The organism is Spirillospora sp. NPDC052242 (assembly GCF_040679555.1).
Classification (GTDB): Bacteria; Actinomycetota; Actinomycetes; order Streptosporangiales; family Streptosporangiaceae; genus Spirillospora.
Map to the genome: position 1 here is coordinate 104,857 of NZ_JBFAUZ010000022.1, position 24,585 is coordinate 129,441.

Annotated in this window: 23 protein-coding genes and 3 tRNA genes; 14 read left to right on the forward strand and 12 right to left on the reverse strand. The window is 74.3% G+C overall.

All coding sequences use genetic code 11. From position 1 onward, the window contains the following. The first annotated feature begins 25 nt into the window (after nt 1-25). Nucleotides 26-709: a GntR family transcriptional regulator gene (locus AB0L25_RS19635; RefSeq protein WP_500174029.1), complete on the forward strand. Its 684-nt coding sequence runs from the start codon at nt 26-28 to the stop codon at nt 707-709. Between the two features lie 10 nt (nt 710-719). Here the strand turns inward: AB0L25_RS19635 and AB0L25_RS19640 are convergent, their stop codons facing one another. Beyond that, nucleotides 720-1,352, reverse strand: a complete 633-nt coding sequence (locus AB0L25_RS19640; protein ID WP_500174031.1) for a GntR family transcriptional regulator — start codon at nt 1,350-1,352, stop codon at nt 720-722. Between the two features lie 169 nt (nt 1,353-1,521). Between AB0L25_RS19640 and pdhA the strand changes: the two genes are divergently transcribed. The 5 genes from pdhA to AB0L25_RS19665 all read left to right on the forward strand — a co-directional run bounded on the left by pdhA (nt 1,522) and on the right by AB0L25_RS19665 (nt 6,856). Then, nucleotides 1,522-2,676, forward strand: coding sequence for a pyruvate dehydrogenase (acetyl-transferring) E1 component subunit alpha (gene pdhA / locus AB0L25_RS19645; RefSeq protein ID WP_500174032.1), 1,155 nt, complete (start codon nt 1,522-1,524; stop codon nt 2,674-2,676). Nucleotides 2,677-2,686: 10 nt separating this feature from the next. After that, the gene (locus tag AB0L25_RS19650) at nt 2,687-3,706 is read left to right on the forward strand and encodes an alpha-ketoacid dehydrogenase subunit beta (protein ID WP_500174033.1); all 1,020 of its coding nucleotides are present in this window, start codon (nt 2,687-2,689) and stop codon (nt 3,704-3,706) included. Then, nucleotides 3,703-5,007 (forward strand): dihydrolipoamide acetyltransferase family protein, encoded by a 1,305-nt coding sequence (locus AB0L25_RS19655; protein WP_500174035.1) that lies wholly within the window; start codon nt 3,703-3,705, stop codon nt 5,005-5,007. Before AB0L25_RS19650 ends, AB0L25_RS19655 begins: the two co-directional genes overlap by 4 nt. A gap of 89 nt (nt 5,008-5,096) precedes the next feature. Further along, on the forward strand, nt 5,097-5,750 hold the full coding sequence (pnuC, locus tag AB0L25_RS19660) for a nicotinamide riboside transporter PnuC (RefSeq protein ID WP_500174037.1): 654 nt from the start codon (nt 5,097-5,099) through the stop codon (nt 5,748-5,750). Then, entirely contained in the window at nt 5,747-6,856 is a 1,110-nt protein-coding gene (locus tag AB0L25_RS19665; protein ID WP_500174039.1) for an AAA family ATPase, read from the forward strand. Before pnuC ends, AB0L25_RS19665 begins: the two co-directional genes overlap by 4 nt. A 35-nt stretch (nt 6,857-6,891) precedes the next feature. Here AB0L25_RS19665 and AB0L25_RS19670 read toward each other — a convergent pair whose 3' ends face one another. The 3 genes from AB0L25_RS19670 to AB0L25_RS19680 form a co-directional block, all read right to left on the reverse strand. After that, a complete protein-coding gene (locus tag AB0L25_RS19670; RefSeq protein WP_500174041.1) occupies nt 6,892-7,194 on the reverse strand; it encodes a hypothetical protein in 303 nt (100 codons plus the stop codon). Further along, nucleotides 7,191-7,487 (reverse strand): hypothetical protein, encoded by a 297-nt coding sequence (locus tag AB0L25_RS19675; protein WP_500174043.1) that lies wholly within the window; start codon nt 7,485-7,487, stop codon nt 7,191-7,193. The genes AB0L25_RS19670 and AB0L25_RS19675 overlap by 4 nt, the downstream gene beginning before the upstream one ends. Before the next feature lie 109 nt (nt 7,488-7,596). After that, complete coding sequence (locus AB0L25_RS19680; protein ID WP_500174045.1) at nt 7,597-8,667, reverse strand: ROK family transcriptional regulator; 1,071 nt, start codon at nt 8,665-8,667, stop codon at nt 7,597-7,599. A 107-nt stretch (nt 8,668-8,774) separates the two neighbouring features. Between AB0L25_RS19680 and AB0L25_RS19685 the strand changes: the two genes are divergently transcribed. Both AB0L25_RS19685 and AB0L25_RS19690 read left to right on the forward strand, forming a co-directional pair. Continuing rightward, complete coding sequence (locus tag AB0L25_RS19685) at nt 8,775-10,031, forward strand: Gfo/Idh/MocA family protein (protein WP_500174046.1); 1,257 nt, start codon at nt 8,775-8,777, stop codon at nt 10,029-10,031. After that, nucleotides 10,028-11,308: an ABC transporter substrate-binding protein gene (locus AB0L25_RS19690; protein ID WP_500174047.1), complete on the forward strand. Its 1,281-nt coding sequence runs from the start codon at nt 10,028-10,030 to the stop codon at nt 11,306-11,308. Before AB0L25_RS19685 ends, AB0L25_RS19690 begins: the two co-directional genes overlap by 4 nt. A gap of 111 nt (nt 11,309-11,419) precedes the next feature. Here AB0L25_RS19690 and AB0L25_RS19695 read toward each other — a convergent pair whose 3' ends face one another. The 4 genes from AB0L25_RS19695 to AB0L25_RS19710 form a co-directional block, all read right to left on the reverse strand. Then, a complete protein-coding gene (locus AB0L25_RS19695; protein WP_500174049.1) occupies nt 11,420-13,363 on the reverse strand; it encodes a glycoside hydrolase family 3 protein in 1,944 nt (647 codons plus the stop codon). A gap of 107 nt (nt 13,364-13,470) precedes the next feature. Continuing rightward, nucleotides 13,471-13,545: transfer RNA gene (locus AB0L25_RS19700), tRNA-His, on the reverse strand. Nucleotides 13,546-13,577: 32 nt separating this feature from the next. Next, nucleotides 13,578-13,650, reverse strand: a tRNA-Met gene (locus tag AB0L25_RS19705). A gap of 1 nt (nt 13,651) precedes the next feature. Next, nucleotides 13,652-13,734, reverse strand: a tRNA-Ser gene (locus AB0L25_RS19710). 339 nt (nt 13,735-14,073) lie between these two features. Here AB0L25_RS19710 and AB0L25_RS19715 point away from each other — a divergent pair. Then, complete coding sequence (locus AB0L25_RS19715) at nt 14,074-14,391, forward strand: hypothetical protein (protein ID WP_500174051.1); 318 nt, start codon at nt 14,074-14,076, stop codon at nt 14,389-14,391. Nucleotides 14,392-14,409: 18 nt separating this feature from the next. Here the strand turns inward: AB0L25_RS19715 and AB0L25_RS19720 are convergent, their stop codons facing one another. Next, nucleotides 14,410-15,237 (reverse strand): MBL fold metallo-hydrolase, encoded by an 828-nt coding sequence (locus tag AB0L25_RS19720; RefSeq protein WP_500174052.1) that lies wholly within the window; start codon nt 15,235-15,237, stop codon nt 14,410-14,412. Nucleotides 15,238-15,332: 95 nt separating this feature from the next. On the opposite strand from AB0L25_RS19720, the gene AB0L25_RS19725 reads away from it, so the two are divergent. The 4 genes from AB0L25_RS19725 (at nt 15,333) to AB0L25_RS19740 (ending at nt 18,250) form a co-directional block, all read left to right on the forward strand. Further along, on the forward strand, nt 15,333-15,605 hold the full coding sequence (locus AB0L25_RS19725) for a mycothiol transferase (protein ID WP_500174054.1): 273 nt from the start codon (nt 15,333-15,335) through the stop codon (nt 15,603-15,605). Continuing rightward, a complete protein-coding gene (locus AB0L25_RS19730; RefSeq protein ID WP_500174056.1) occupies nt 15,488-16,984 on the forward strand; it encodes an MFS transporter in 1,497 nt (498 codons plus the stop codon). Before AB0L25_RS19725 ends, AB0L25_RS19730 begins: the two co-directional genes overlap by 118 nt. Before the next feature lie 8 nt (nt 16,985-16,992). Further along, nucleotides 16,993-17,898: a phosphotransferase family protein gene (locus AB0L25_RS19735; RefSeq protein WP_500174058.1), complete on the forward strand. Its 906-nt coding sequence runs from the start codon at nt 16,993-16,995 to the stop codon at nt 17,896-17,898. Between the two features lie 67 nt (nt 17,899-17,965). After that, nucleotides 17,966-18,250 (forward strand): TFIIB-type zinc ribbon-containing protein, encoded by a 285-nt coding sequence (locus tag AB0L25_RS19740; protein WP_500174060.1) that lies wholly within the window; start codon nt 17,966-17,968, stop codon nt 18,248-18,250. 79 nt (nt 18,251-18,329) lie between these two features. On the opposite strand, the gene AB0L25_RS19745 is transcribed toward AB0L25_RS19740, so the two are convergent. Genes AB0L25_RS19745 through AB0L25_RS19755 form a run of 3 tightly spaced genes read right to left on the reverse strand, consistent with a single transcriptional unit; the run spans nt 18,330 to nt 23,547 of the window. Continuing rightward, nucleotides 18,330-20,903 (reverse strand): polynucleotide kinase-phosphatase, encoded by a 2,574-nt coding sequence (locus AB0L25_RS19745; protein ID WP_500174062.1) that lies wholly within the window; start codon nt 20,901-20,903, stop codon nt 18,330-18,332. Further along, the gene (locus tag AB0L25_RS19750) at nt 20,900-22,360 is read right to left on the reverse strand and encodes a 3' terminal RNA ribose 2'-O-methyltransferase Hen1 (RefSeq protein ID WP_500174064.1); all 1,461 of its coding nucleotides are present in this window, start codon (nt 22,358-22,360) and stop codon (nt 20,900-20,902) included. Before AB0L25_RS19750 ends, AB0L25_RS19745 begins: the two co-directional genes overlap by 4 nt. A gap of 50 nt (nt 22,361-22,410) precedes the next feature. Beyond that, nucleotides 22,411-23,547 (reverse strand): DUF3152 domain-containing protein, encoded by a 1,137-nt coding sequence (locus AB0L25_RS19755; RefSeq protein WP_500174066.1) that lies wholly within the window; start codon nt 23,545-23,547, stop codon nt 22,411-22,413. A 174-nt stretch (nt 23,548-23,721) separates the two neighbouring features. Between AB0L25_RS19755 and AB0L25_RS19760 the strand changes: the two genes are divergently transcribed. Further along, nucleotides 23,722-24,552, forward strand: coding sequence for a TIGR02452 family protein (locus tag AB0L25_RS19760; RefSeq protein ID WP_500174068.1), 831 nt, complete (start codon nt 23,722-23,724; stop codon nt 24,550-24,552). Nucleotides 24,553-24,585: the final 33 nt, after the last annotated feature.

Here is a 24,585-nt window from a genome sequence, read left to right on the forward strand (position 1 = left end):
GGACCCATTCCGCTAAGCTGATCTCGTGACGTGGCTCGATGACATCGCGGCGGCCCGCCACGAGCTGGACCGCTCCAGCACCGCCGCACGGGTCGCCGACCTGCTCCGCGACCAGATCACCGACGGCGCGCTCGTCCCCGGCGCCCGCCTCCCCGAAGAGGACCTGTGCCGCGCCGTGAAGGTCTCGCGCAACACGATGCGCGAGGCGTTCCGGCTGCTCGTCCAGGAGCGCCTGCTGGTCCACGAGTTCAACCGCGGCGTGTTCGTCCGCCGCGTCGGCGCCGACGGGCTGTCCGACCTGTACCGGGTGCGGCGGATCCTGGAGTGCGAGGGCGTCCGGTGCGCCCCGACGGCCGGGCGGGAGGCGCTCGACCGGGTGCGGGCGGCGGTCGAGGACGGCGAGGCCGCCGCCGCCGCGGGCCGCTGGCCGGACGTCGGCACCGCCGACATCCGCTTCCACCGGGCCGTCGCGGCGCTCGTCGGGAGCCCGCGGGTCGACGAGATGATCCGCCACCTGATGGCGGAGATGCGCCTGGTGTTCCACGAGATGGGGTCGCCGCGCGAGTTCCACGAGCCGTACCTTGCCCGCAACCGGCGGATGTACGACCTGCTGGCGGCCGGCGAGCACGAGGCGGCCGAGCGGGAGCTGCGGTCCTACCTGGACGACGCGGAGACCCAGCTCATGCGGGCCTACCGCGAGAAGGAGTGACCGGCGGACGTCACGGCGCGTAGTTCATGACGTGGTCGTGCAGCATGCGCGGAGCCTCGGGGTCGCGCCGCCGGAACGCCTCGATCAGCTCGGCGTGCTCGGCCGACTTGGAGTAGATCTCCGTCTGGTGCAGCCGCAGCGACAGCGTCGTCCACAGCTCGATGCCGAGGCCCTCCCACACCGACACCAGCAGCCGGTTTCCCGCCGTCTCGACGATCTCCCGGTGGAACGCGATGCTCAGCCGCATCTGCGCGTGCAGATCGCCTTCCCGCGCGGCCTCCGCGAGCCGCCGGTTGTGCTCCTCCAGGGCGTCCAGCCGCTCGCCGATGTGCGGGAGCGCCAGCTCGACGGCCGTCCGCTCGAGGCCGGCCCGCACCGGGAAGATCTCGGCGAGGTCGCGTTCGGTGAAGTCGCGGACGCGCGCGCCCCGGTTCGGCAGCGACTCGATCAGCCGCTGCGCCTCGAGCTGCCGGAGCGCCTCGCGCACCGGGCCCTGGCTCACGCCCAGCTCGGACGCGATGCGGCGCTCGACGATGCGCTCCCCCGGCTCCCAGCGCCCGGCGCTGATGCCCTCCACGATGAACTCGCGGATCTGATCGGCGAGACCGGTGCGGAGCAGCTGGGCGGGAGTGGGCGCGTTCACGGTACTGCATCGTAGTCCTACGCCCGGTAAGTAAAGCTTGACCGGTGACCGTCCGGCGGCGAGGTAAGCGGGTCTTGACGAGGTAGAATATGATCGATCATAGATCAATGATGATCGGTGAGCGTCGTGGCGATCCTACGGCGTTACCCCCGAGTTAGGAAGGTCGCCGATGGCTGAGACGACCAGGTCGGCCGGCACTGCCGCCCCGGCCCGCACCCGCAGGACGCGCGGCGCCAAGGCGTCCGGGCGACAGACCGCCCCCGAGGCGCCGCCCGCGCCGGACGCGGGCGCGCCGTCCGGCACCGTCGGCCCGGACGCCGACGCGGAGACGCTCATCGGCTACTACCGGCAGATGCTGCTGATCCGCCGGTTCGAGGAGCGCGCCGCGCGCGCGTACACCGAGGCGAAGATCGGGGGCTACTGCCACCTGAACCTCGGCGAGGAGGCCACGGTCGTCGGGCTGATGGCCGCGCTGCGGCCCACCGACTACCTGTTCACGAACTACCGGGAGCACGGCTACGCGATCGCCAAGGGCATCAGCCCCGACCGCGTGATGGCCGAGCTGTACGGCCGCTCCACCGGCGTGTCCAAGGGCTGGGGCGGGTCCATGCACATGTTCGACACCGAGGCGCGGCTGCTCGGCGGCTACGGCATCGTCGGCGGGCAGGTCCCGCTCGCGGCGGGCGCCGCGCTCGCCGTCAACTACAAGGGCGGCGACGACGTCGTCATGTGCCAGATGGGCGACGGGACGACCGCGATCGGCGCGTTCCACGAGGCGCTCAACATCGCGGGGCTGTGGGACCTCCCCGCCGTGTTCGTCGTGATCAACAACGGGCTGGGCATGGGGACCACCGTGGAGAACTCCTCGGCCGAGCCGGAGCTGTACAAGCGCGGCGCCGCCTACCGGATCGACTCCGCCCGCGTCGACGGGACGGACGTCGTCGCCGTGCGGGACGCCGCGGTGCTCGCGGTCGAGAAGGCCCGCGCGGAGAGCCGCCCCTACCTGCTGGAGACGATCAGCCCCCGGCTCAAGGGCCACTCGGTCGTCGACCCGGCCCGGTACCGGTCGAAGGAGGAGAAGGAGGCCCTCAAGGCCGCCGACCCGCTGGCCCGCATGGCGCTGGACCTCGCCGACCGGGGCATCCTGTCCCACGACGCGCGGGACGCGCTGGACGCCGAGGTCACCGCCGAGGTCGACGCCGCCGCGGCGTTCGCCGACGAGAGCCCCGCGCCGGACGTCTCCACGCTGTTCGACTACACCTACGCCACCCCGGTCCCGGGCGAGCTGCGCCGCCTGCCCGCGGACCCCGTATTCAGTTCCTGAGGAGCCGTCCATGGCAACCGTCACCTACCGCCAGGCCCTCCGGGACACGCTCCGCGCCGAGATGATCAGGGACGAGAACGTCTTCCTGATGGGCGAGGAGATCGGGCTGTTCGAGGGCTCGTACAAGATCACCGAAGGGCTGCTGAAGGAGTTCGGGCCGCGCCGGGTGCGCGACACCCCGATCGCCGAGGAAGGCTTCGTCGGCGCCGCGATCGGCGCCGCCATGCTGGGCCTGCGCCCGGTCGTGGAGGTCATGACGATCAACTTCTCGCTGCTGGCGCTCGACCAGATCGTCAACCACGCGGCGAAGATCTACGGGATGTTCGGCGGGCAGGCCAGCGTCCCGATGGTCATCCGCACCCCGGGCGGCGGCGGGCAGCAGCTCGGCGCCACCCACTCGCAGAACGTCGAGCTGTTCTACTCGTTCATCCCGGGCCTGAAGGTCGTCGCGCCGAGCACGCCCGCCGAGGCGTCCGCCATGCTCAAGGCCGCGATCCGCGACGACGACCCGGTGCTGTTCCTGGAGAACCTCGCCCTCTACAACACCAAGGGCGAACTGCCCGCCGCGGTCGAGGACGTCGAGCCCGGGCAGATCGGCCGCGCGGCCGTCACCCGCCCCGGCACCGACATCACGCTGATCGGCTACTCCCGGATGGCGCGCGTCGCCGCCGAGGTCGCCGAGACCCTCGCCGGCGAGGGGATCTCCGCCGAGGTCGTCGACCTGCGCAGCCTGCGTCCGCTTGACCGCGCGACGATCGTGGAGTCCGTCCGCAAGACGGGCTGCGCCGTCGTCGCCGAGGACGACTGGCTGACCTACGGCATCGGCGCCGAGATCGCCGCCACCATCCAGGAGGGCGCCTTCGACTGGCTGGACGCGCCGGTGCGGCGCGTCGCGATGGCCGAGGTGCCGCTCCCCTACGCCAAGTCCCTGGAGTCGGCGGCGCTGCCGTCCGCCGAGTCCCTGCTCACCGCCGCCCGCGACACCCTCCGCGCGACCGGCCGGCTCGCCGCCCTGGAGACCGCTTCATGACCGAGATCCTCATGCCCCGCCTCTCCGACACGATGGAGGAGGGCGTCATCAGTTCCTGGCAGAAGCAGCCGGGCGACGAGATCGCGGTCGGCGACGTCCTGGTGGACATCGAGACCGACAAGGCGGTCATGGAGTACGAGGCCTACGAGGCCGGCGTGCTCGAGAAGATTCTCGTCGGGGACGGCGAGACGGCGGCGATCGGCGCGCCGATCGCGGTCGTGGTGCCGAAGGGCGCGTCGTCCGGCGCGGCTCCGGCGGCCGAGCCGGAACCCGAGCCGAAGGCCGAGCCGGAGCCGGAGGCGAAGCCCGAGCCCGCGGCGAAGGCCGAGGCCGCGCCCGCTCCGGCGGCGAAGCCGGAGGCGCCCGCCCCGGCGCCGCAGCGGACGGGCGCGTCCCGCCCGCCCGCGTCGCCGCTCGCGCGGCGGCTGGCCCGCGACCACGGCATCGACCTGGCCACGCTGTCCGGTTCGGGCCCCGGCGGACGGATCGTCCGCGCCGACATCGAGGCCGCGGTGCGGTCCGGCGGCGCCGCGCCGCAGCAGGCGCCCGCCGCCGCGGCCCCGGCCGCCGCGCCGTCCGCGCCCGCCGCGCCCGCGGCCGCGTCCCGGGCCGACGACCCGGACGTCGAGGCCGTGCCGCTGAACCGGTTCCGCAAGGTCGCGGCCCGGCGGCTCACCGAGAGCAAGCAGAACGCGCCGCACTTCTACCTCAACCGCGAGGTGGACGCCGACGCCCTCGTCGCGTTCCGCAAGACCGTCAACGAGGCGCTCGCCCCGGCCAAGGTCAGCGTGAACGACCTGGTCGTCAAGGCGTGCGCGACGGCGCTGCGCGAGCACCCGGCGGTCAACGTCTCCTACACCGAGGAGAGCCTCCTCTTCCACAAGCGCGTGCACGTCGGCGTCGCGGTCGCGGTCGAGGACGGCCTGGTCGTCCCGGTCGTGCGGGACGCCGACCGCAAGAGCGTGTCGGAGATCGGCCGCGAGACCCGGGAGCTGGCCGGACGGGCGCGCGACGGCAAGCTGTCGGCGAACGACATGAGCGGCGGGACGTTCAGCGTCAGCAACCTCGGCATGTTCGGCGTCGACTCGTTCTCCGCGGTGATCAACCCGCCGGAGGCGGCGATCCTCGCCGTGGGCGCCGTCCGGGACGAGCCGGTGGTGCGGGACGGCCAGGTCGTCCCGGGCAAGCGGATGGCGGTGACGCTGTCGGTGGACCACCGGGCGTGCGACGGCGCGACGGCCGCCGCGTTCCTGGCGCGGCTGGCGGAGCTGCTGGAGAACCCGCTGCTCATCGTGGCCTGACGGGCGTCCTCTCGCCCGACCGGTGTTCCGGTCCCGCCCGGGCTCCCCGGGCGGGACCGGAACACCGGTGATATGCGAAGATCGCGGTCATGGCGGTGAACGTTCCCCTGGGTCCGCTGCTCGACCCGGCCTTCCACCTCGGCTCGGTCCCCACCACGTGGGCCGAGCTGCTCGGTTTCGCGACGGGCGCGGTGAACGTGTGGCTGGTCGTCCGGCAGAACATCCTGAACTGGCCGATCGGCATCGCCAACGTCATCCTGCTCGGGCTGGTCTTCCTCGACGGCGGGCTGTACGCCGACGCGGGACTGCAGGTCGTCTACATCGGGCTGCAGGCGTACGGCTGGTGGGTGTGGCTGTACGGCGGCGAGGGCCGCGACGACCTGCCCGTCCGGCGCACGACCCGCGCCGAGTGGGCGACCCTGCTCGCGGCCGGCGCGGCCGGGACCGCCGCGATCACCTGGCTGCTGACGACGTACACCGACTCGACCGTCCCGTTCTGGGACGCGCTGACGACGGCCCTGTCGCTGATGGCGATCTACGGGCAGTCGCGCAAGCTGCTCGAGTCGTGGTGGATCTGGATCATCGCCGACCTCGTGTACATCCCGCTGTACTTCTACAAGGACCTCAAGCTGACGAGCGCCCTGTACGTCATCTTCCTGTCGCTGTGCGTGCTCGGCCTCACCGCCTGGTACCGGGACTGGCGGGGCACCGGACGCGCGGAGCCCGCCCCGGCGGCCGCATGACGTACGAGCACGGCCTCGTCATCGGCAAGTTCTACCCGCCGCACGCGGGGCACCACCATCTGATCGACACCGCCGCCGCGGCGTGCGCCCGGGTGAGCGTGGTCGTCGCGGCGTCCAGCGTCGAGAGCGTCCCCCTCGCGCTGCGGACGGCGTGGCTGCGGGAGGCGCACCGGCAGCCGAACGTCGAGGTCGTCCCGGTGGTGGACGACGCCGAGATCGACTACGAGTCCGACGAGGTGTGGTCGGCGCACGTCGCCGCGTTCCGCGCCGGGCTCGCGCTCCGCTCGGGGCTCGGCGTGAACGTCCCGCCGGTCGACGCGGTGTTCAGCTCCGAGCCCTACGGGCCCGAACTCGCCGCGCGGTTCTCCGCCGCGCACGTCCCGGTGGACCCGCCGCGGGAGCGGTTCCCCGTCAGCGGCACGGCCGTCCGCGCCGACCCGGCCGGGAACTGGGAGTGGCTGTCCCCGCCCGTCCGCGCGTACCTGGCCCGCCGGGTGGTGGTGGTCGGCGCGGAATCGACCGGCACCACCACGCTGGCGCGCGCGCTGGCCGCGCACTATGCCGAACGCGGCGGCGTGTGGGCGTCGACCCGGTGGGTGCCCGAGTACGGCCGCACCTACACCGAGGAGAAGCTCGCCGCCGCGCGCCGGGACGCCGGCGACGCGTCGCTGTGGCTGGACGACCTGGTGTGGGAGTCCGCCGAGTTCACGCGGATCGCCGAGCGGCACGCGGCCCTGGAGGACGCCGCCGCCCGGTCGGGCTCGCCGCTGCTCGTCTGCGACACCGACGCGTTCGCGACGGCCGTGTGGCACGAGCGCTACCTCGGCGCCCCGGCGCCCGACGTCGAGGCCGTCCACGCGCGCGTCCCGCACCACCTGTGGATCCTCACCGATCCGGCGGGCGTCCCGTTCGAGCAGGACGGCTGGCGCGACGGCGAGTCCGTCCGGACGTGGATGGCGGACCGGTTCCGGGAGGAGCTGAAGCGGCGCGGCCTCCCCCACATCGCCGTGACCGGCCCCCACGAGGAGCGCCTGGCCGCCGCGGTCGCCGCGACCGACGGCCTCCTCGCCGAGCCCTGGCCGTTCGCGCCACCCCTGACCGCCTAGCCGGCGCAGAGGCCGCGCCACCGGCAGCGTCGCGGTCAACCGGCCCAGACGAGGTCGGCGACGTAGAACTCCTTGATGTCGGCGAGGACGAGGTACTCGATGCAGGCCGCGGTGCCGGGCGCGGTGTGGGTGTAGTGGACGCCGACGCCGTCGAGGGGGCGGCCGGGCGGCGGGAGGCCCGCGTCGACGGCGGTGCCGCCGCTCCGGGCGAGGTCGCAGAGGAAGTCGATCAGGTCGTCGCGGATGGGCGGCGGCACGGATTCGAGCACGTCGGCCGCCACCTCCGAGCAGTAGACGGTCCAGCCGCTCTTCTCCCGGCGCGGCGCTTCGGCGGTCACCCGCGGGGGCGGGGACCGCGGCGCGCGACGATGTCGTCGAGGGCGACGGCGCCGCGCCGGTCGAGGGCGCGGGCGCGGCGGCGCTCCCGGTCGGGCAGCTGGTCGAGCATCGCCTCGGCGTACCAGCCGGACAGGACGTCGTCGAGTTCGCGGCCCTGCTCGGCGCTACGGACCTCGGCGATGAACGCGGCGCGCTTCTCGCGGGACAGGTGCGCGCCGATGCCGTCGATGGTGCGCGGGATGCGGTGCACCCGCCCGTGGTGGCGCGGGGGTTCGGCCGGCATGGCGCTCATCGGGCTCCCCTCCGTCGGTCGCGTGCCCGTCGGTCGCGTGCCGGGGACGCTACCCGCCGCCACCGACATCGCGTTCCCATCATGGCCGGGGCGGGGCGCGGGCGTCCGGTCAACGCGCCGCGTCGAGGGAGATGTCGGGGGAGAACAGGTCCTCGTCGACGCGGTCGAGGGCGAGCCGGACGGCGCCGAGGCTCACCGACTCGTCGCCGAGCGGGGACGCCTCGACGCGGACGGGCCGCAGGCAGAGCGGGCCGACGTGCGCGGCGAGTTCGGCGACGAGGGGCCCGCCGGGACGGACGAGGGGCCCGCCGACGACGATCGTCTCGGGGTCGAGGGCGAGGGCCATCGCGGCGACGCCGCGGGCCATCCGGGCGGCCACGCGGCCGACGGGTTCGGCGGCGAGGGCGGCGGCGGTGTCGCGGAGGCCGAGTTCGGGGAGCATGCCGATCTCCCCGGCCGCGCCGCGGCCGCGGTGCAGGCGGCCGCCGATGAGGACGCCGATGCCGGTGTGCAGGCCCACGTGGACGCAGACGACGTCGTCGGCGTCGCGGGCGGCGCCGCGCCACCGCTCGGCGAGCGCGGCGAGGTTGGCGTCGTTCTCGACCAGGACGGGGCAGGCGAAGGAGCGGGCCAGCTCGCGGCCGAGGGGCACGCCCGCCCAGCCGGGGACGACGGTGCAGGTCGCGACGGTGCCGGACGGGTCGACGACGCCGGGGGTCCCGGCGGCGACGGCGCGCAGCGAGCGGCGCGCGACCCGGGCGGCGGCCAGGCCGGTCTTGACGGCGGCGCGGACGGCCGCGATCCGTTCGGCGGGCGGCGCGTCCGGCGGCAGGTCGGCGCGGTGGCCGCCGGCGACGGCGCCGGCGAGGTCGGCGACCAGCAGCCGCACGCGGCGCGCGTCGATCTCGAGGCCGAGGACGTGGCCGGCCTCGGCGCGGAAGCGGTAGCGGCGGGCGGGGCGGCCGAGCCCGGCCCCGTGCCGGGGCGCGACCTCGGCGACGAGCCCGCGGGCGGTGAGCTCGCCGAGGACGCCCTCGGCGGTGGGGCGCGACACCCCGACCCGCTCGGCGAGGGCGGACAGCGTGAACTCGCCGCCGGCGCGGAGCGCGCGGAGGGTCGCGGCGGAGTTGAGGCGGCGCAGCACCGAGGGGTCTGCCCCGTGCGAAGACGATCGGGTCACGAAACCCCTTGACAGCGGTCGGCGGACGGACGACTTTGTGAAAGAAGCTTGCGTAATACCGGTCGGGTGGCGGCGGGTCGAATATACCCAGCTCGGAGGGCGTGGCGATGGACGACGGGAGCCCCGCGGTCGCGGTGGCCGGAGCCGGTCTGCGGGGCGCCGGGTACGCGGGGCGGATCCGGCGCGGCGGGCGGGCGCGGATCGTCGCCGTGGCCGAGCCCGATCCCGTCCGGCGGGAGCGGTTCGCGGCCGAGCACGGGATCCCGCCGGAACGCCGGTTTCCGGGCTGGCGGGAGATGGCGGACGCGGGCCGCGTCGCCGACGGCGTGATCGTCGCGACGCAGGACGCCGAGCACGCCGGGCCCGCGATCGCGTTCGCCGGGCTGGGCTGCCACATCCTCCTGGAGAAGCCGATGGCGCCGTCGGAGGCGGAGGCCCGCCGGATCGTCGACGCGGTCGAACGGGCGGGCGTGATGCTCGCCGTGTGCCACGTCCTGCGCTACACCGCCTACACCCGGGCGGTGCGGGAGCTGATCGCCGGGGGGCGCATCGGGACGCCGCTCAGCGTGCAGCATCTCGAACCGGTCGGGTGGTGGCACCACGCGCACTCGTACGTCCGCGGCAACTGGCGGCGGGAGGACGGGTCGGGGCCGATGCTGCTGACGAAGTCGTGCCACGACCTCGACTGGCTCGTCCACGTGATGGGCGAGGTCCCGGCGCGGGTGTCGTCGTTCGGGCGGCTGTCGCACTTCCGCCCGGAGAACCGTCCCGAGGGGGCCGCCGACCGCTGCCTCGACTGCGCGGCCGAGTCCCGCTGCGCGTACTCGGCGCCGCGCCTGTACCTGGGCGGGCTGCGCCGGGGCGAGGGGTGGCCGCTCGGCGCGGTCACCGACGACCGCACCGAGGAGGGCGTCCTGCGGGCGCTGCGGGACGGCCCGTACGGGCGGTGCGTGTACGCGTGCGACAACGACGTCGTCGATCACCAGGTCGTGAACCTGGAGTTCCCGTCCGGGGCGACGGGGGCGTTCACGATGACGGCGTTCACCCCGGCCGCGCACCGGCAGACGCGCGTGTTCGGGACGTCCGGGTCGATCGAGGGCGACGGCGCGCGGATCGCGCTGCACGACTTCGTCACCGGCGAGACGGAGGTGCTGCGGCCGGGCGAGGGCGTCACCGGCGGGCACGGCGGCGGGGACGAGGCGCTCGCGGACGCGTTCGCCGAGGCGCTGGCCACCGGCGACCCGTCCCGGCTGGGCACCGGCGCCGCCGAGAGCCTCGCGTCCCATCGGGTCGTGTGGGCCGCCGAGCGGGCGCGCCGCGACGGCACGGTCGTCGACCTCGGCCCCGGGGAGGGCGCGCCGTGAGGGCCGGGCCGCCGCGGGCGGGCGCCGCGCTGGCGCTCGTCCTGGCGCTGGCCGCCTGTTCCGGGGGTTCGGACGGGTCCGGACCCGGGACGAACGACGGGCGCGGCCCCATCACGTTCGCGACCGGCAAGGACCTCACGCGGACGGTCCAGCGGCTCGCCGACGACTGGAACCGGGCGCGCCCGGACGAGCGGGTGCGGATCGTCGAGCTGCCCGAGGACGGCGACCGGGCGAGGCAGCAGCTCGTCCAGAACATGCGGATCGAGTCGGACGCCTACGACGTGGTGCGGCTCGACGCCGTGTGGACGGCCGAGTTCGCCGCGCACCGCTGGATCGTCCCGCTCCCGGACGGGCTCGTCGACACCGGCACGTTCGTCCCGGCGTCCCTCGAGACCGGGAGGTACCGGGGCACGCTGTACGCGGCGCCGTGGCTGACCGGCACGGGCGTCCTGTACTACCGGACGGACCTGCTGGAGAAGGCCGGGTTCGACGAGCCCCCGGCCACATGGGCGCGGATGCGCGAGCAGTGCGCCGCGGTGCGGAGGCTGCCCGAGGGCGAGGGCGTCGGCTGCTACGCGGGCCAGCACGGCAAGTACGAGGGGCTCACGGTCAACTACGCGGAGGCCGTGCAGTCGGCGGGCGGCGAGCTGTTCGACGCGTCCGGGAGGCCCGCGGTGGACACGCCGCGGGCCAAGGCGGGCCTGCGGTTCCTCGTCGACTCGTTCGCGGACGGGACGATCCCGGAGAAGGCCGTCACGTTCATGGAGGAGGACGGCCGCCGCGCCTTCCAGGAGGGCGGCCTCGTCTTCCACCGCAACTGGGCGTACGTGTACGCGCTCGCGTCCGCCGACGACGGGTCGTCCGAGGTGAACGGCAGGTTCGACGTCGCGCCGATCCCGGGACGGGACGGGCCCGGCTCGGGCACCCTCGGCGGCAACAACCTCGCGGTGTCGGCGTTCTCCCGGCACCAGGCGACCGCCCGCGATTTCGTCGCGCACATCGTGGGGCCCGACGTCCAGCGCGAGTACGGGCGAGCGCAATCGTTCCCGCTCTCCCTCGCGGCGCTCTACGACGACCCGGCGATGATCGGGCTGTACCCGTACCTGCCGGTGCTGGAGGAGAGCCTGCGGAACGCGCGGCCGCGGCCCGTCGTCGTCCGCTACAGCGAGGTGTCGGCGGCGATCCAGGACCACGTCGCCGCCGCCGTCGCCGGGGAGAAGACCGTCGACCGGGCCGCCGCCGACCTGCGGCAGGCCCTCACCGCACTGACGGACTGACCCGGTTCCGGTACTCCGACGGCGTCACGCCCATCCGCCGGACGACGCCGCCCGCGCGCTCGGCGGCGTCGGGGCGTCGCTGCTGGACGACGTCCTCAAGGAGATGCTCGTTCAGTCATAGGTGAGGCCGTAGCCGAACGGGAACAGGGGCTTCTTGCCGTCGCCCCGGTTGATGGGCTGCTGGTCGGAGTCGGACGGCCAGGTGACCGGGAGCCGCCCGGTGGGCGTGGTCTCGCCGAACAGGACGTCCGCGACGCCCGCGCCCTCGGTGCCCGGGAGCCAGGACGCGACGAGCGCGTCCCAGTCGGGCAGCCGCTGCGCGACGTCGAGCGGGCGGCCCGACACCAGGACGACGATGACCGGGACGTCGGCGGCCTGCAGGCGCTCGATGGTCCGCACGTCGGCGTCGTCCAGCGCGAGGTCGCCGGTGCGGTCGCCGTGGTACTCGGCGTACGGATCCTCGCCGACCACGGCGATCGCCGCGTCGTAGGAGTCGTCGATGTCACTGCCGTCGGCGCTGTAGTCGACCTTCGTGTCGGAGTCGGCGACCTCGCGGACGCCCTCCAGGATCGTCGTCCCCGGGGTGATGTCGCCCGCCTCGCCCTGCCAGGTGACCGTCCAGCCGCCGGACTGGCGGCCGATGTCGTCGGCGCTGCGGCCCGCGACGAGGATCTTGTCCTCGGTGGCGCCGAGCGGCAGGACGTCCCCGGAGTTCTTCAGCACGACCTGCGACTTCGCGACCGCCCGGCGGGCCAGGGCGCGGTGGCCGGCGCCGCCCACCGCGCCCATATGGCGCCGGTCGGCCATCGGCTTCTCGAACAGGCCCAGCTCGAACTTCTTGGTGAGGATCCGCCGGTTCGCGTCGTCGATCCGCGCCATGGGCACGTCGCCCTCGCGGACCTCGGCGCGCAGGTACCGGATGAACTTCTTCCACTCCTCGGGGACCATCACCACGTCGATGCCCGCGTTGATCGCCTTGGCGACCTCGTCGCGGGTGAAGCCGGGCTCGCCGTCGATCTGGTCGACGCCGTTGTAGTCGGAGACGACGAGCCCGGTGAACCCCAGCTCGCCCTTCAGCACCTCGGTGATCAGGTACCGGTGCTCGTGCAGCTTCACGCCGTTCCACGAGCTGTACGACACCATGACCGAGCCGACCCCGCGCCGGACGGCCGCGCGGAACGGCGGCAGGTGGATCTCGCGGAGCCGCTCCTCGGAGATCCGCGCGTCGCCGCGGTCGTCGCCGCCCTGCGTGGCGCCGTCGCCGAGGTAGTGCTTCGCGGTGGCCAGGACGGACGCCGACCCGGCGCCGAGCCTCTCGCCCTGCAGGCCGTCGATCATGGTGGTCATCGCCGAGGGCAGGCCCGGGACCTCGCCGAACGACTCGTACGTCCGTCCCCAGCGGTCGTTGCGGACCACGCAGACGCACGGCGCGAAGTTCCAGTCGACGCCGGTGGCCGCCATCTCCCGCGCGGTCGCGGCCCCGATCTCCCGGACGATCCCGGGGTCGCGGGCCGCGCCGAGCCCGATGTTGTGCGGGAAGATCGTCGCGCCGACGACGTTGTTGTGGCCGTGCACGGCGTCCACGCCGTACATCAGCGGGACGCGCAGGGGCGCGGCGAGCGCGGCCTTCTGCAGCCCGTCGTACATGTCCGCCCAGTTCTCGGGGGTGTTCGGGGCGGGCGCCGAGCCGCCGCTCGACAGCACCGAGCCGATCCGGTGCCCGGTGATCTCGGCGGGCCGGATGTACCGCCGCTCGGGCTGGGTCATCTGCCCGAGCTTGTCGTCGAGGCTCATCCGCGCCAGCAGGTCGTCCACGCGCCGCTCGACCGGCAGGCTCGGGTCGAGGTACGGGAGGGGCCGGGCGCCCGCGCGCCCCGCGGTGAGCGCCGCCGCGCCTGCGTCGTCGTCCGCGGCCGTCCCGATGGCGGCGCGCGCGTCCATCCGCGCGGAACCGCCGCCGGTGCCGATCGCGAGCGCGGCGAGCATGCCGAGGGCCAGGACGCGGTGCCGGGCGCGGACGGTCCGCCGCGTCGCCTTCCCCGAGGTGCAGTACATGCGGCGAAGCGTTTCCGCGGACGATCAATCTCAACGCAACCGAATGCCAGCGCCTGGGCAATATCTGACGGCGCCGGCCGGACGAACACCAACAATTCAGACGTTCAGGGCGACCGCCCGGTATCGAACCGAGAACCTCCGGGACCACAACCCGGCGTGCAGACCACCACACCACGGACGCCATGCCCCCCGCAACGGCTTCGCGCGGGACCGGTCCCGGAAGCAGGAATCGAACCTGCCTGATGCGGGATATGAATCCGCCGGATGCACCAGCATCCCTTTCCGGGGCGGAGGGTGCGGGATTCGAACTCGCGCAGGTGACCCTGACCACGGCTTAGCACGCCGGTGCCTTTCCGCTCGGCCAACCCTCCGGGAAAAACAAAAGACCGCCCGTGATCTTCGGGCGGTCGACGGACGAACGTGCTGGTCACGTCCCTCCGAGACTCCCGGGACCGGGGTGGCTGCGGCTGTGCATTCGGTTCCGACGCATCGCTTTCTCCTCCCCGCTCTCGTTGGCTTGCACGACCTATGGTGCCGCCTCCCTTTTCCGGGCGCAAGCCTTTTTCGCGCCGCTTCGCGAGGGCGCCACGGAAAGGCGGTGCGACGGCTCGGGGGCGCTCATCGTGTCACCGGTCACAGCGGCACGGGCGGCGACGCGGAAGCGCGGCGGCGGGCGCGCCTTAGGATGTGCACGGGAGGGCGGTGGACGTTTGGACGAGCGCGGCAGGGGAACGTGCGGCGACCCGATCGACTACCCGCCCGTCGGCTGCCTCTACGAGGTCCGCTACACGCTCGGCCCGCGCGGCGCCGGGACCGTGCTGTTCCCCGACGAGTTCGCGCTGGGCCGCTGGTTCACCGCGATGGCCGCGGAGGGCATGTTCGCCCCGGAGGACTTCACCGTCCCGGACGAGGACGGCCGCAACGGCTACCGGATCTTCTGCGTCACCGACGGCAGCCGCACGGAGATCAGCTACTTCCACCCGCGGCTCGTCCGGGGCCGGATCGAGGGCCGGCACCGCCGCCGCTGACCCCGGCTCCCCCAGGGGTCAGCCGGGGGCGCGGGCGGTGAGCCGGCTCTTCGGGACGATCGGGACCGTCCCGCCGCGCTCGACGCGGCGCAGGCGGGCGTCCATGCCGCGCCGGTGGAGTTCGCCCTCGAAGTCCGACAGCGGCGACGTGAACACCGAGTAGTCGTCGTAGTGGACGGGGACGACGGTGGCGCAGCCGGACGTGCGGAGCCAGCGGGCGCCCTGCCGCCCGTCCATCGTGACGGTGAGCAGCCCGAGCAGCTTCGTCCCGCCCAGGTGGACGACGCCCGCGTCGATCTCCGGGTACCTGCGGGCGACCTCGGCGATGTCGGCGTGCATGAGCGTGTCGCCGCTGATGTACATGCGGAGTTCGGGGTCGCCGGCGCGCGGGCCGAACTCCAGCAGGGCGCCCATGACGGGCGGCAGGGCGTGCCGCAGCGGGCCGGGCGCGTGCCGTCCGGGCATCGCGGTGACGGTGATCCGGTGGTCGCCCTTGACGAGCGGCTGGCCCTCCCAGGTCCGCAGGCCGACGGCCTCCCGGAAGCCGCGCCCGTTGAGCGTCCGGGCGGCGGCGCCGGTGGTGAGAACGGGCAGGCCGCGGTCGAGGTGCCGTTCGGCGACGGGGTCCCAGTGGTCGTCGTGCAGGTGCGACAGGACGACGGCGTCGACGGGGGGCAGCTCGTCCACGGTGATGGCGGGGTCGCGGAGCCGCTCGCTGGAGAGGCCGTAGCCGAGGTACGCGCGGTCGCCGCGGCGCAGGAAGTTCGGATCGGTGAGCAGTGCGAACGGCCCGTACCGGATGATGGTCGTGGCGTTCCCGATGAAGGTCAGTGTCGCGTCGGGCATGGTTCCCCCTGCGATGACGAGCCCCGTTCCGGCAGACGCACCCCCTACCCGGATATGGAACTGCATACCGGGATTGACTTCGACATAGTGGAACCATGACGTGGACCGCTCCCGAGGTGACGCGCCCCCTCCCCTTCCTCGGCCGCATGACCGGCGACGAGCGCTCGCTCGCCGACGCGTGGCTCGGCCACCACCGCGAGACGCTGCTGTGGAAGTGCGGCGGGCTGACGGCGGAGCAGCTCGAGCTGCGGTGCGTCGAGCCGTCCGCGCTGTCGCTGCTGGGGCTCGTCCGGCACATGGCGGAGGTCCGCCACAACGGGCACGCCGACCTGCTGCGCGAGCGCATCGACGGGAGCACGGGGCACTGAAGGGCAACCTGATCGTCCTGGGCGTCGTCCTGCTGTCGTCGTTCACGTTCCCGCTGACGATCACGGGCGCGTCGGTGGCGCTGCCGGACATCCGGGCGGACCTCGGCGCCGGGCTTACCGCGTCGCAGTGGGTGATCACCGGGTACAACGCGTGCTTCGCGAGCTTCCTGGTGGCGATGGGCTCGCTCGCGGACGTGGCGGGACGGCGGCGGATCTTCACCGGCGGCGTGGCCCTGTTCTGCGCGACCGGCCTCGCCGCGGCGGCGTCCCAGGACGTGCTGACGCTGAACGCGGTGCGGGCGCTCGGCGGCGTGGGCGCCGCGGCGGCCGCGACGGGCGGTTCGGCGATCCTGGCCGCGACGTTCCACGGGACGGCGCGGGTGCGGGCGTTCGGGATGCTCGGGACCGTGCTCGGCATGGGCCTGGCGTTCGGGCCGACGGTCGGCGGGCTGCTGGTGGAGACGCTGGGCTGGCGGGCCGCGTTCGGGGTGCCGGCGGCCGTCGCGGGGCTGGTGCTGCTGCTCGTCCCGGTGCTGCCCGCGGCGCGGGGCGACGCCGGACGGCGCATCGACTGGGCGGGCGCGGCGCTGTTCACGGCCGCGCTGCTGGTGCTGATCACGTCGATCGTGGAGGGCGGCGAGCGCGGGTTCGGCGGCCCGCTCGTCCTGGGCGGCTTCGCGGCGGCGGGGGCGCTGGGGGCGGCGTTCGTCGCGGTCGAGCGGCGGGCGGACGATCCGATGTTCGAGCTCGGGCTGCTGGCGAACCCGCGGTTCTCGTCGTACGCGGTGGCGGCCGGGTCGATCGTGTTCGTGCTGGTGCCGCTGCTGGTGTACCTGCCGTCGTACCTGATCTCGGTGGTGGGGCTGGACGCGGGCGAGGCGGGCCTGTGGCTGCTGATGCTGACGGCGCCGACCGTGGTGCTGCCGATGGCCGGGACGGCGCTCGCCAAGCGGATGCCGGCGGGGCCGCTGGTGGCCGGGTCGGTGGCGGTGACGGGCGTCGGCGCGCTGCTGCTGGTGACGATCGGGCCGGGCAGCACGCCGTGGGCGCTGGCCGTCCCGCTGGCGCTCACCGGGGCCGGGTTCGGGCTGTCCACCGGGCTGCTGGACGGCCTGGCGGTGACGGTCGTGCGGCCGGAGCAGGCGGGGACGGCGGCCGGGATGTTCTCGACGGCGCGGCTGGCCACCGAGACCGTCGGGATCGCGATCGTGGGCGCGGCGCTCGCGGCGCTGAGCGGCGACCGGCTGACCGGGTCGCACTACACCGACGCGCTGCGGATCGTCTGCGCGGCGCTGGCGGTGTTCGCGGCGGCCGCGACCGCGTGCGTCCTCGGGCTGTCACGCAAACCTGCCGGGCACGGCACGGCGGCGGGTGGTTGACTGTCCGGGTGCAGACCGAAACCCCCCAGTCCGCGCTGTTCGCCCGGCTCGTCGAGATCGGCGGCGGCACGCCGGACGCGGCCGCCGCGGCGGTGACGCTCTACGACCGGCACGGCGTGCTGGTGGTGCGGGTCGGCGACGTCGCGGTCAAGGCGCACCAGCCCGACCGGGAGCTCGGCCCGGAGTTCGCCGAGCGGATCCGGCTGGCGGCGGCGCTGCCGCACATCCTGCTGGGCCCGGACGGTCCTCCGGTCGACGCGGGCGGCCGGACGGTGACCGTCGCGCCCTACGGGGAGCCGGTGGATCCGGCGCGGGACCTGCCGTGGGAGGAGGGCGCGCGCCTGCTCGCCGCCCTGCACCGGGTGCCCGTCCCGGACGGCGCGCCGTCCTGGGGACGTCCGGAGCGGGTCGCGCGGCTGGTGGGGCGGCTCGGGTCCGGTTCCGCGGAGGACGCGGTGCGCCGCGCGTTCGCCGGGCTGCCCGCGTGGATCCGCGGCGAGGGCGCCGAGCCGCCGCGCGCCCGGGAGCGCGTCGTGCACGGCGACTGGCACCTCGGGCAGATGGTCCGCGTGCGGGACGGCTGGCGCCTCATCGACATCGAGGACCTGGGCCGCGGCGACCCCGCCTGGGACCTCGCGCGCCCCGCGGCGCTGTACTGCGGCGGCGTCCTGCATCCGGCCGATTGGGAGCGGTTCCTGGGCGCCTACCGGGACGCCGGGGGCCCGGCGGTCCCGCCGGACGGCGACCCGTGGACGACCCTGGACGTACCCGCGCGAAGTTTGGCGATCCAGATCGCCGCGACGTGCGTCCAATCCGCAAGGAAGGACGATCGACCGCTGGACGGAGCAGAGGAGGCGATGGTCGACGCCTGCAGGAGAATGGCCTGCACCGAAATCGGCGGAGAACCGGCATGACGTGACGGGGAACCTGCCCTAGATTTAGCCTCTACCTGGGGTTCCATAACGGAAGGATGACAACGCGATGCACTGCCCTAAGTGCCGTGGCGTGATGCGGACCTACACCCGGAGCGGCGTTCACATCGAACAGTGTGACGCGTGCCGGGGCATCTTCCTCGACTACGGCGAGCTGGAGGCCCTCAGCCAGATGGAGGCCCAGTACCGGGCCACGCCGCCGGCCGCTCCGGCCGCGCCGGCGACCCCGGGGTGGAGCGCGCCCGCGGCGGCGCCGCAGGTGCACCACCACCACCATGGCGCGCACCACCGCCCCTATGGCGGCGGCGTGTTCCACATGCTGTTCTCCACCTGACGCCCGCGCGGCACGGCCGTGCGGCCCGCTCTTCGAGGGAGCGGCGACCGCACGGCCGCTTTTCCGTGCCCGCCTTCCGTTAAAGGCGGGGGTCGACCGGTTCCGACTCCAGCGCCAGCACCGCGAAGACGGCCTGGTGCACCCGCCACAGCGGCTCCCGGCCGGTGAGCCGGTCGAGCGCCTCCAGGCCGAGCGCGTGCTCCCGCATCGCGAGGGACCGTTTGCGGCCGAGCGACCGGCCGCGCAGCCGCTCCAGGTTCTCCGGCTCGGTGTAGTCCGGGCCGTAGATGATCCGCAGGTACTCGCGGCCCCGGCACTTGGTCCCCGGCTGGATCTTGACGTCCTCCGGGAGCGGGCCGAGCGGCTTGACGACCATGCCCTCGCCGCCCGCCGCGGTCAGCTTCTCCCACCACTGCGCGACGGCGGCGTCCGCGTCCGGCGCGGTCAGGTCGGCGACCAGCGAGCCGGTCCGCCGGACGAACCCGGTCGGGTCGGCGTCCGCGAGCCGCCCGGCGACGTCCATGTGCCAGTCGTGGTCGCGCGCGGTCGCCCACGCGCGGTCCTCCCCCGCCAGGACCTGGAACGGCGCGATGCCGAGCCCGCCGAGCCCGTCCGCGTCCACGTCCCAGCAGTAGCGGGCGTACGCGTCGCGGAACCGGGCGGCGTTCGCGGCGCGCCGGTCGACGTGCCCGCGCAGCCCGCCGAGGTCGAGGCCACGGCGCTCGGCGCGGGCCAGCAGGTCCGCCGCCATCGGCAGGGACGCGCGGGCGGCGGCGCCCGTGGCCGCGTACTGGGTGCGGATCAGGTCCATCGCCTTCGCCGACCACGGCAGCAGCTCGCAGTCCAGGACGAGCCAGCCGGTGCCGAGCTCGTCCCACAGCCCGGCGGCGCCGATCGCGTCGCGCAGCCGCGCCAGCGCCGCGTCCGTCCGGGCCGGGTCGCGGAAGAACGCGCGGCCGGTGCGGGTGTACAGGGCGCCCGCCGTCCCGTCGTCCACGCCGAACCGCTCGGCGGCGACGGACGCGTCGCGGCACACCACCGCGACCGCCCGCGAACCCATGTGCTTCTCCTCGCACACCACCCTCAGGACGCCCTTGTCCCGGTAGACGGCGAGCGCCTCCGCCGGGTGCTCCAGGTACCCGGGCAGCGTCGACGTCCCGGCGGGCGCCATCGTCGGCGGCAGGTAGACGAGCCAGCGCGGGTCGACCGCGAACCGGCTCATCACCTCCAGCGCCGCGAGGGCGTTCTCCTCCCGGACGGTGACGCGGCCCATCAGCCGCGTCTGGACGCCCGTGTTGTCCATGACGTCCTTGATCTGCAGGAAGTCGCTCTCGCGCTGCCCGCCCCCGCCCGTCCCGGACGGCGGCGCCGCCAGCGGGCGCACCGGCTCGTACCAGGTCTCGCGCGCCGGGACGGAGAACAGCTCGTGCTCGGGGTAGCGGAGGGCGGTGAGCCGCCCGCCGAACACCGCGCCGGTGTCGAGGCAGATCGTGTTGTTGATCCACTCGGCGTCCGGCACCGGGGTGTGCCCGTACACGACCATCGCCTTGCCGCGGTAGTCGCGCGCCCACGGGTACCGGACGGGCAGCCCGTACTCGTCCGTCTCGCCCGTGGTGTCGCCGTAGAGGGCGAACGACCGGACGCGGCCGGACGCGCGGCCGTGGTAGTCCTCCTTCAGGCCCGCGTGGGCGACGACGAGCTTCCCGCCGTCCAGGACGTAGTGGCTGATGAGGCCGTCCATGAACCGCAGGGCGTCGGCGCGGAACTCCTCGGGCTCGCGGGCCAGCTGCTCCAGCGACTCGGCGAGGCCGTGCGCGACCCGCACCTTCCGGCCGTGCAGCGCCTTGGCGAGCTTCGCCTCGTGGTTCCCGGACACGCACAGCGCCTGCCCGGCCGCCACCATGCCCATCGCGAGCCGCAGGACGCCCGGGGTGTCGGGGCCGCGGTCGACGAGGTCGCCGACGAACACGGCCGTCCGGCCGCCCGGGTGGTTCGCGCCGACCGCGCGGCCCTGCGCGTCGTGCTCGATCTCGTAGCCGAGCCCGGCGAGGAGGTCCTCCAGCTCGGCGCGGCAGCCGTGCACGTCGCCGATGACGTCGAACGGCCCGGTCAGCTCCCGCCGGTCGTTCCACGGCTTCTCGTAGGTGATCACGGCGGCGTCGATCTCCTCGACGCCGTTCAGCACGTAGGCGCGGCGGAACTCGCGGCCGAGCGACCGCAGGCCGCGCCGCAGCTCGCGGCGCTGCCGCGGCAGGACGTGCGCGGGCAGGCCGGCGCGGTCGGGCCGGGCGGCGTTGCGCTCGGCGGCGACGCTCTCCGGCACGTCCAGCACGATCGCCGCCGACAGCACGTCGTGCTCCTTCGCCAGCGCGATGAGCTGCTGCCGCGACTTCGCCTGCACGTTGGTGGCGTCCACGACGGTCAGCAGGCCGCGCCGCAGCCGCTTGCCGACGATGTAGTGCAGCAGGTCGAACGCGTCGCCGGTGGCCGACTGGTCGTTCTCGTCGTCGGAGACGACGCCGCGGCAGAAGTCGGACGACACGATCTGCGTCGGCGTGAAGTGCTTGCGGGCGAAGTGCGACTTGCCGGAGCCGGACACGCCGACCAGCACGACGAGGCCCATCTCCGGGAGCCGGATCTCACGGCCGGTCATTTGGTGAACACTCCCATCTGCGTCGGGGCGCCGACCTCGGGGTCGTCGTCGCCGACCGGTACGTGCCGGACGCGGTAGCCGTGCGCGGCGGCGACCCGGTCGGCCCACGCGCGGAACTCGGCGCGCGTCCACTCGAACCGGTGGTCGGGGTGCCGCATCGCGCCGGGCGCCAGCCCCTCGTAGCGGACGTTGTGCTCGGCGTTCGGCGTCGTCACCACGACGACGCGGGGCGCGGCGTGCCCGAACACCACCTTCTCGACGGCGCCGAGGCGCGGCGGGTCGATGTGCTCGACGACCTCCATCAGCACCGCCGCGTCGTACCCGCCGAACCGGTCGTCGGCGTAGGTGAGGGCGCCCTGGAACAGGTCGCCGACCCGCTCCCGGGCGCGCGACGGGCCCGGCCGGTCGAGCCGCAGCCGCCTGCGCGCGTGCTCGACGGCGCGGAACGACACGTCCGCCCCGGCGACCCGCGCGACCGAGCCGTCCTTCAGCAGCCGCGCGAGCAGCTTGCCCGAGCCGCAGCCGAGGTCGATGACGCTGCCCGCGTCCTCCGCGCGCAGCACGTCCGCCACCGCGCGGATCCGCCGCTCGGCCAGCGAGAGCGCCCGCTCCCCCGGCGCCTCCGCGCCGTCGGCGGTCCCGCCGGTCTCGCCGGTCTCGGCGGTCTCGGCGGTCGGCTCCTCGTCGATCTCGACGGGGTCGAGGGCGTCGTCGGGAGCGCCCTCCGCGTCGGCCAGCCGGCCCAGCGCGGCCCGGACGAGCGCGCGGCGGTTCGCCAGGTACCGGCGGGTGATCGCGCCGCGGTCGGGATGCGTCGCGAGCCACCCCTCGCCCGCCCGGATCAGCTTGTCCACCTCGTCGGACGCCACCCAGTAGTGCTTGGCGTCGTCCAGGACGGGCAGCAGCACGTACAGCTGGTTCAGCGCGTCGGCCAGCCGGACGGTTCCGGTCAGCGTGAGCGTCACGTACCGGGAGTCGCCCCAGGAGGGGAACCCGGGGTCGAGCGGGACCGGTTCGGCCGACACCTCCCAGCCGAGCGGCCCGAAGTACCGCTCGGCCTGCCCGGGGCCGCCGCGGCACGGCAGCGCCGGAAGCACGATCTCCAGCGGGACCGGCGTCCGCGCCAGTGCCGGACGGGCGTCGCAGCGCCCGCGCATCGCCGTGCGGAACACGTGCGCCATGGCCGACGCGAGCAGCGACGACGCCGCGTACGGGCGGTCGTTGACGAACTGGCCGAGGGAGAAGTCGGGCGTGCCTCTGCCGCGCGTGCGGACGAGCCGGACCGGGTCGACGTCGAGCAGCAGCGCGGCCGTGCAGCGCCGCTCGTCCGCCTCGGGATAGAAGACGTGCGCCGTCCCGTACGCCTGGTCGAACGCCTGCGCGCGGTCGGGATGCTTGTGCAGGAGGAAGCCCAGGTCGGTCGCCGGGTTCAGGGTCGTGGTGATCGTCAGAAGCACCCGCCAAGTGTGACGTACCGGGGGTGAGCCTCCGCATCTCCTTTTTCCGGTCAGGGCACGGCCGGGCCCTTGATGTACACGCCGTTCTCGTCGTAGGGCCAGGGGTTCGCCGTGCAGCCCTTCAGCCCGTAGATCTGCTGCATCATCACCGGCGCGGGCTTGCCCTTGCCGCCGCACGTCATGTGCCCGAGGCCGAGCCGGTGCCCGACCTCGTGGTTGATGGTCAGCGCGTGGTACTCGTGCGGGCGTCCCTTGTAGTACTTCGTCAGCAGCAGCCAGCGCTTGAGGTTCACGACGACCTGCTTGCCGGCGCGGCAGTTGACCTCGCCCTCGGTGTCCATGCCGTAGGCGCCGCACAGCTTGTCGGTCGTCCCCGGCGAGGACAGCTTCACGACGAACTCGTGCGCTCCGGAGTCGACGCGCTGGAACGCCCACTTGCCCTGGGCCGTCCAGCCGCGCGGGTCGCCGAGGATGTCGTCGACCTCCTTCGCGAAGTCGTTCACGTCCTGCTTGAGGCCGCCCTCCACCGCGACCATGTACCGCATGACCTTGGTGCCCTCGCCGGTCACGCCGGAGCCCGCGGCGACGGTGAACTTCCCGTTGCCGTTCTCCGGGATGTACGGCGGCGCGCTGGTCGTCGGGGCGGCGCTGGGCGGCGCGCTCGCGGACGCCTTCGGCGCCCCCTCGCCGCTCGGGTGCGGCGCGGCCGACGCGGAGTCCGTCCCGCCGGGGTTCCAGGCGACGAGCGCGGCGACGCCGAGGACGGCCGCCAGGACGAGCGCGACGCCGCCGACGGCCAGGCCGACGACCCGGTTGCGGCGGGCGCCCGCGAACGCCCGGTCGAGTTCGTCCTCGAAGCCCTCGGTCGTCGTCGGCGGGGGCGCGTCGTCGGACGGCGGCCCGGCGGGGTGCCCGAAGCGGCGGGAGGGCCGCCCAGGCCGCGGGCCCCGCGGGGTCTCCGGCGGCTGCTCGAACGCTCGCGCGTCCGCGGGCGGGACGGGGGACCGCGGCGCCGGCTCGTGCTGCGGCGGGTACCCGTGGGGCTGCTCGAACGGCCGCCCCGGGTCCTGGCCCGGCGGGTACGGGGGAAACGGGGGATGCTGTCCGGCCTGATGCGGGGGTTGGGCCCCGGCGTCCCCGGAGGGGCGCTGGGGACGGCGGCGGGAGCGAGATCGTGGACGTTGCATAGCGTGCACAGCATGACAGATCCCTCCCCGCAAAGGTGATCATTTCGTGATAAGTCGCAGGTCAAGGACATATGCCACATTCCTCACGGCTTTCCGGCGGTCACGGAGGGTAGGCCGTCCGGCGCGAAAAGCGTTTGCGCACCGCCCGTCCGGACCATGACAATCCGGGACATCATGAGCAGACACCCACGGCGTTCCGTCGCGCAGGAGACCGTCGCGATCATCGAGCGGGGCGAATACCGGGCCCCGTCGGGGCGCGCCGTCCCCGTCGCCGAGAGCATCGAGCGGGCCAGGCGGGGCACCGTCCTGTACCGGCCCGAGGACCTGGACGTCCTCCTGCGGAAGATCGCGGACGAGCCCGCCGGCGCGGGCACCCGCATCGAGGTCACCGAGGAGACGACGCTCGCGGCCGCGCGGCGGCTCGTCGCCCCGGACGCCGTCCCGCTCGCGCTGAACTTCGCGTCCGCGAAGAACCCCGGCGGCGGCTTCCTCAACGGCGCGCACGCCCAGGAGGAGGGCCTCGCCCGCTCGTCCGCGCTGTACGCGTCGCTGACGTCGGCGTGGGAGTACTACAACTTCCACCGGGAGCAGCGCGACCTGCTGTACAGCGACCACATGATCTACTCGCCGGGCGTCCCGGTGTTCCGCGACGACCGGGGCGTCCTGCTGGAGGAGCCCTACGAGGTCGCGTTCCTGACCTCCCCGGCCCCGAACCGGGGCGCGATCCGCGACCCGGACAAGATCGCCGAGGTGCCGCGGGTCCTGGACGTCCGCGCCCGCAAGGTGCTCGCGGCGGCGCTCGCCCACGGGCACCGGCGGATCGTGCTGGGGGCCTGGGGCTGCGGCGTGTTCCGCAACGACCCGGCCGAGGTCGCCGAGACCTTCGCCCGCGCGCTGCGGCCGGGCGGCGCGTTCGCCGACCGGTTCGAGCACGTCGTGTTCGCGGTGTGGGACACCGCGAAGGGCGCCCCGAGGCACGCCGCCTTCCGGAGCGTGTTCGGCTGACCCGGCTGGGCGGACGCCCGCCCAGCCGGGCCG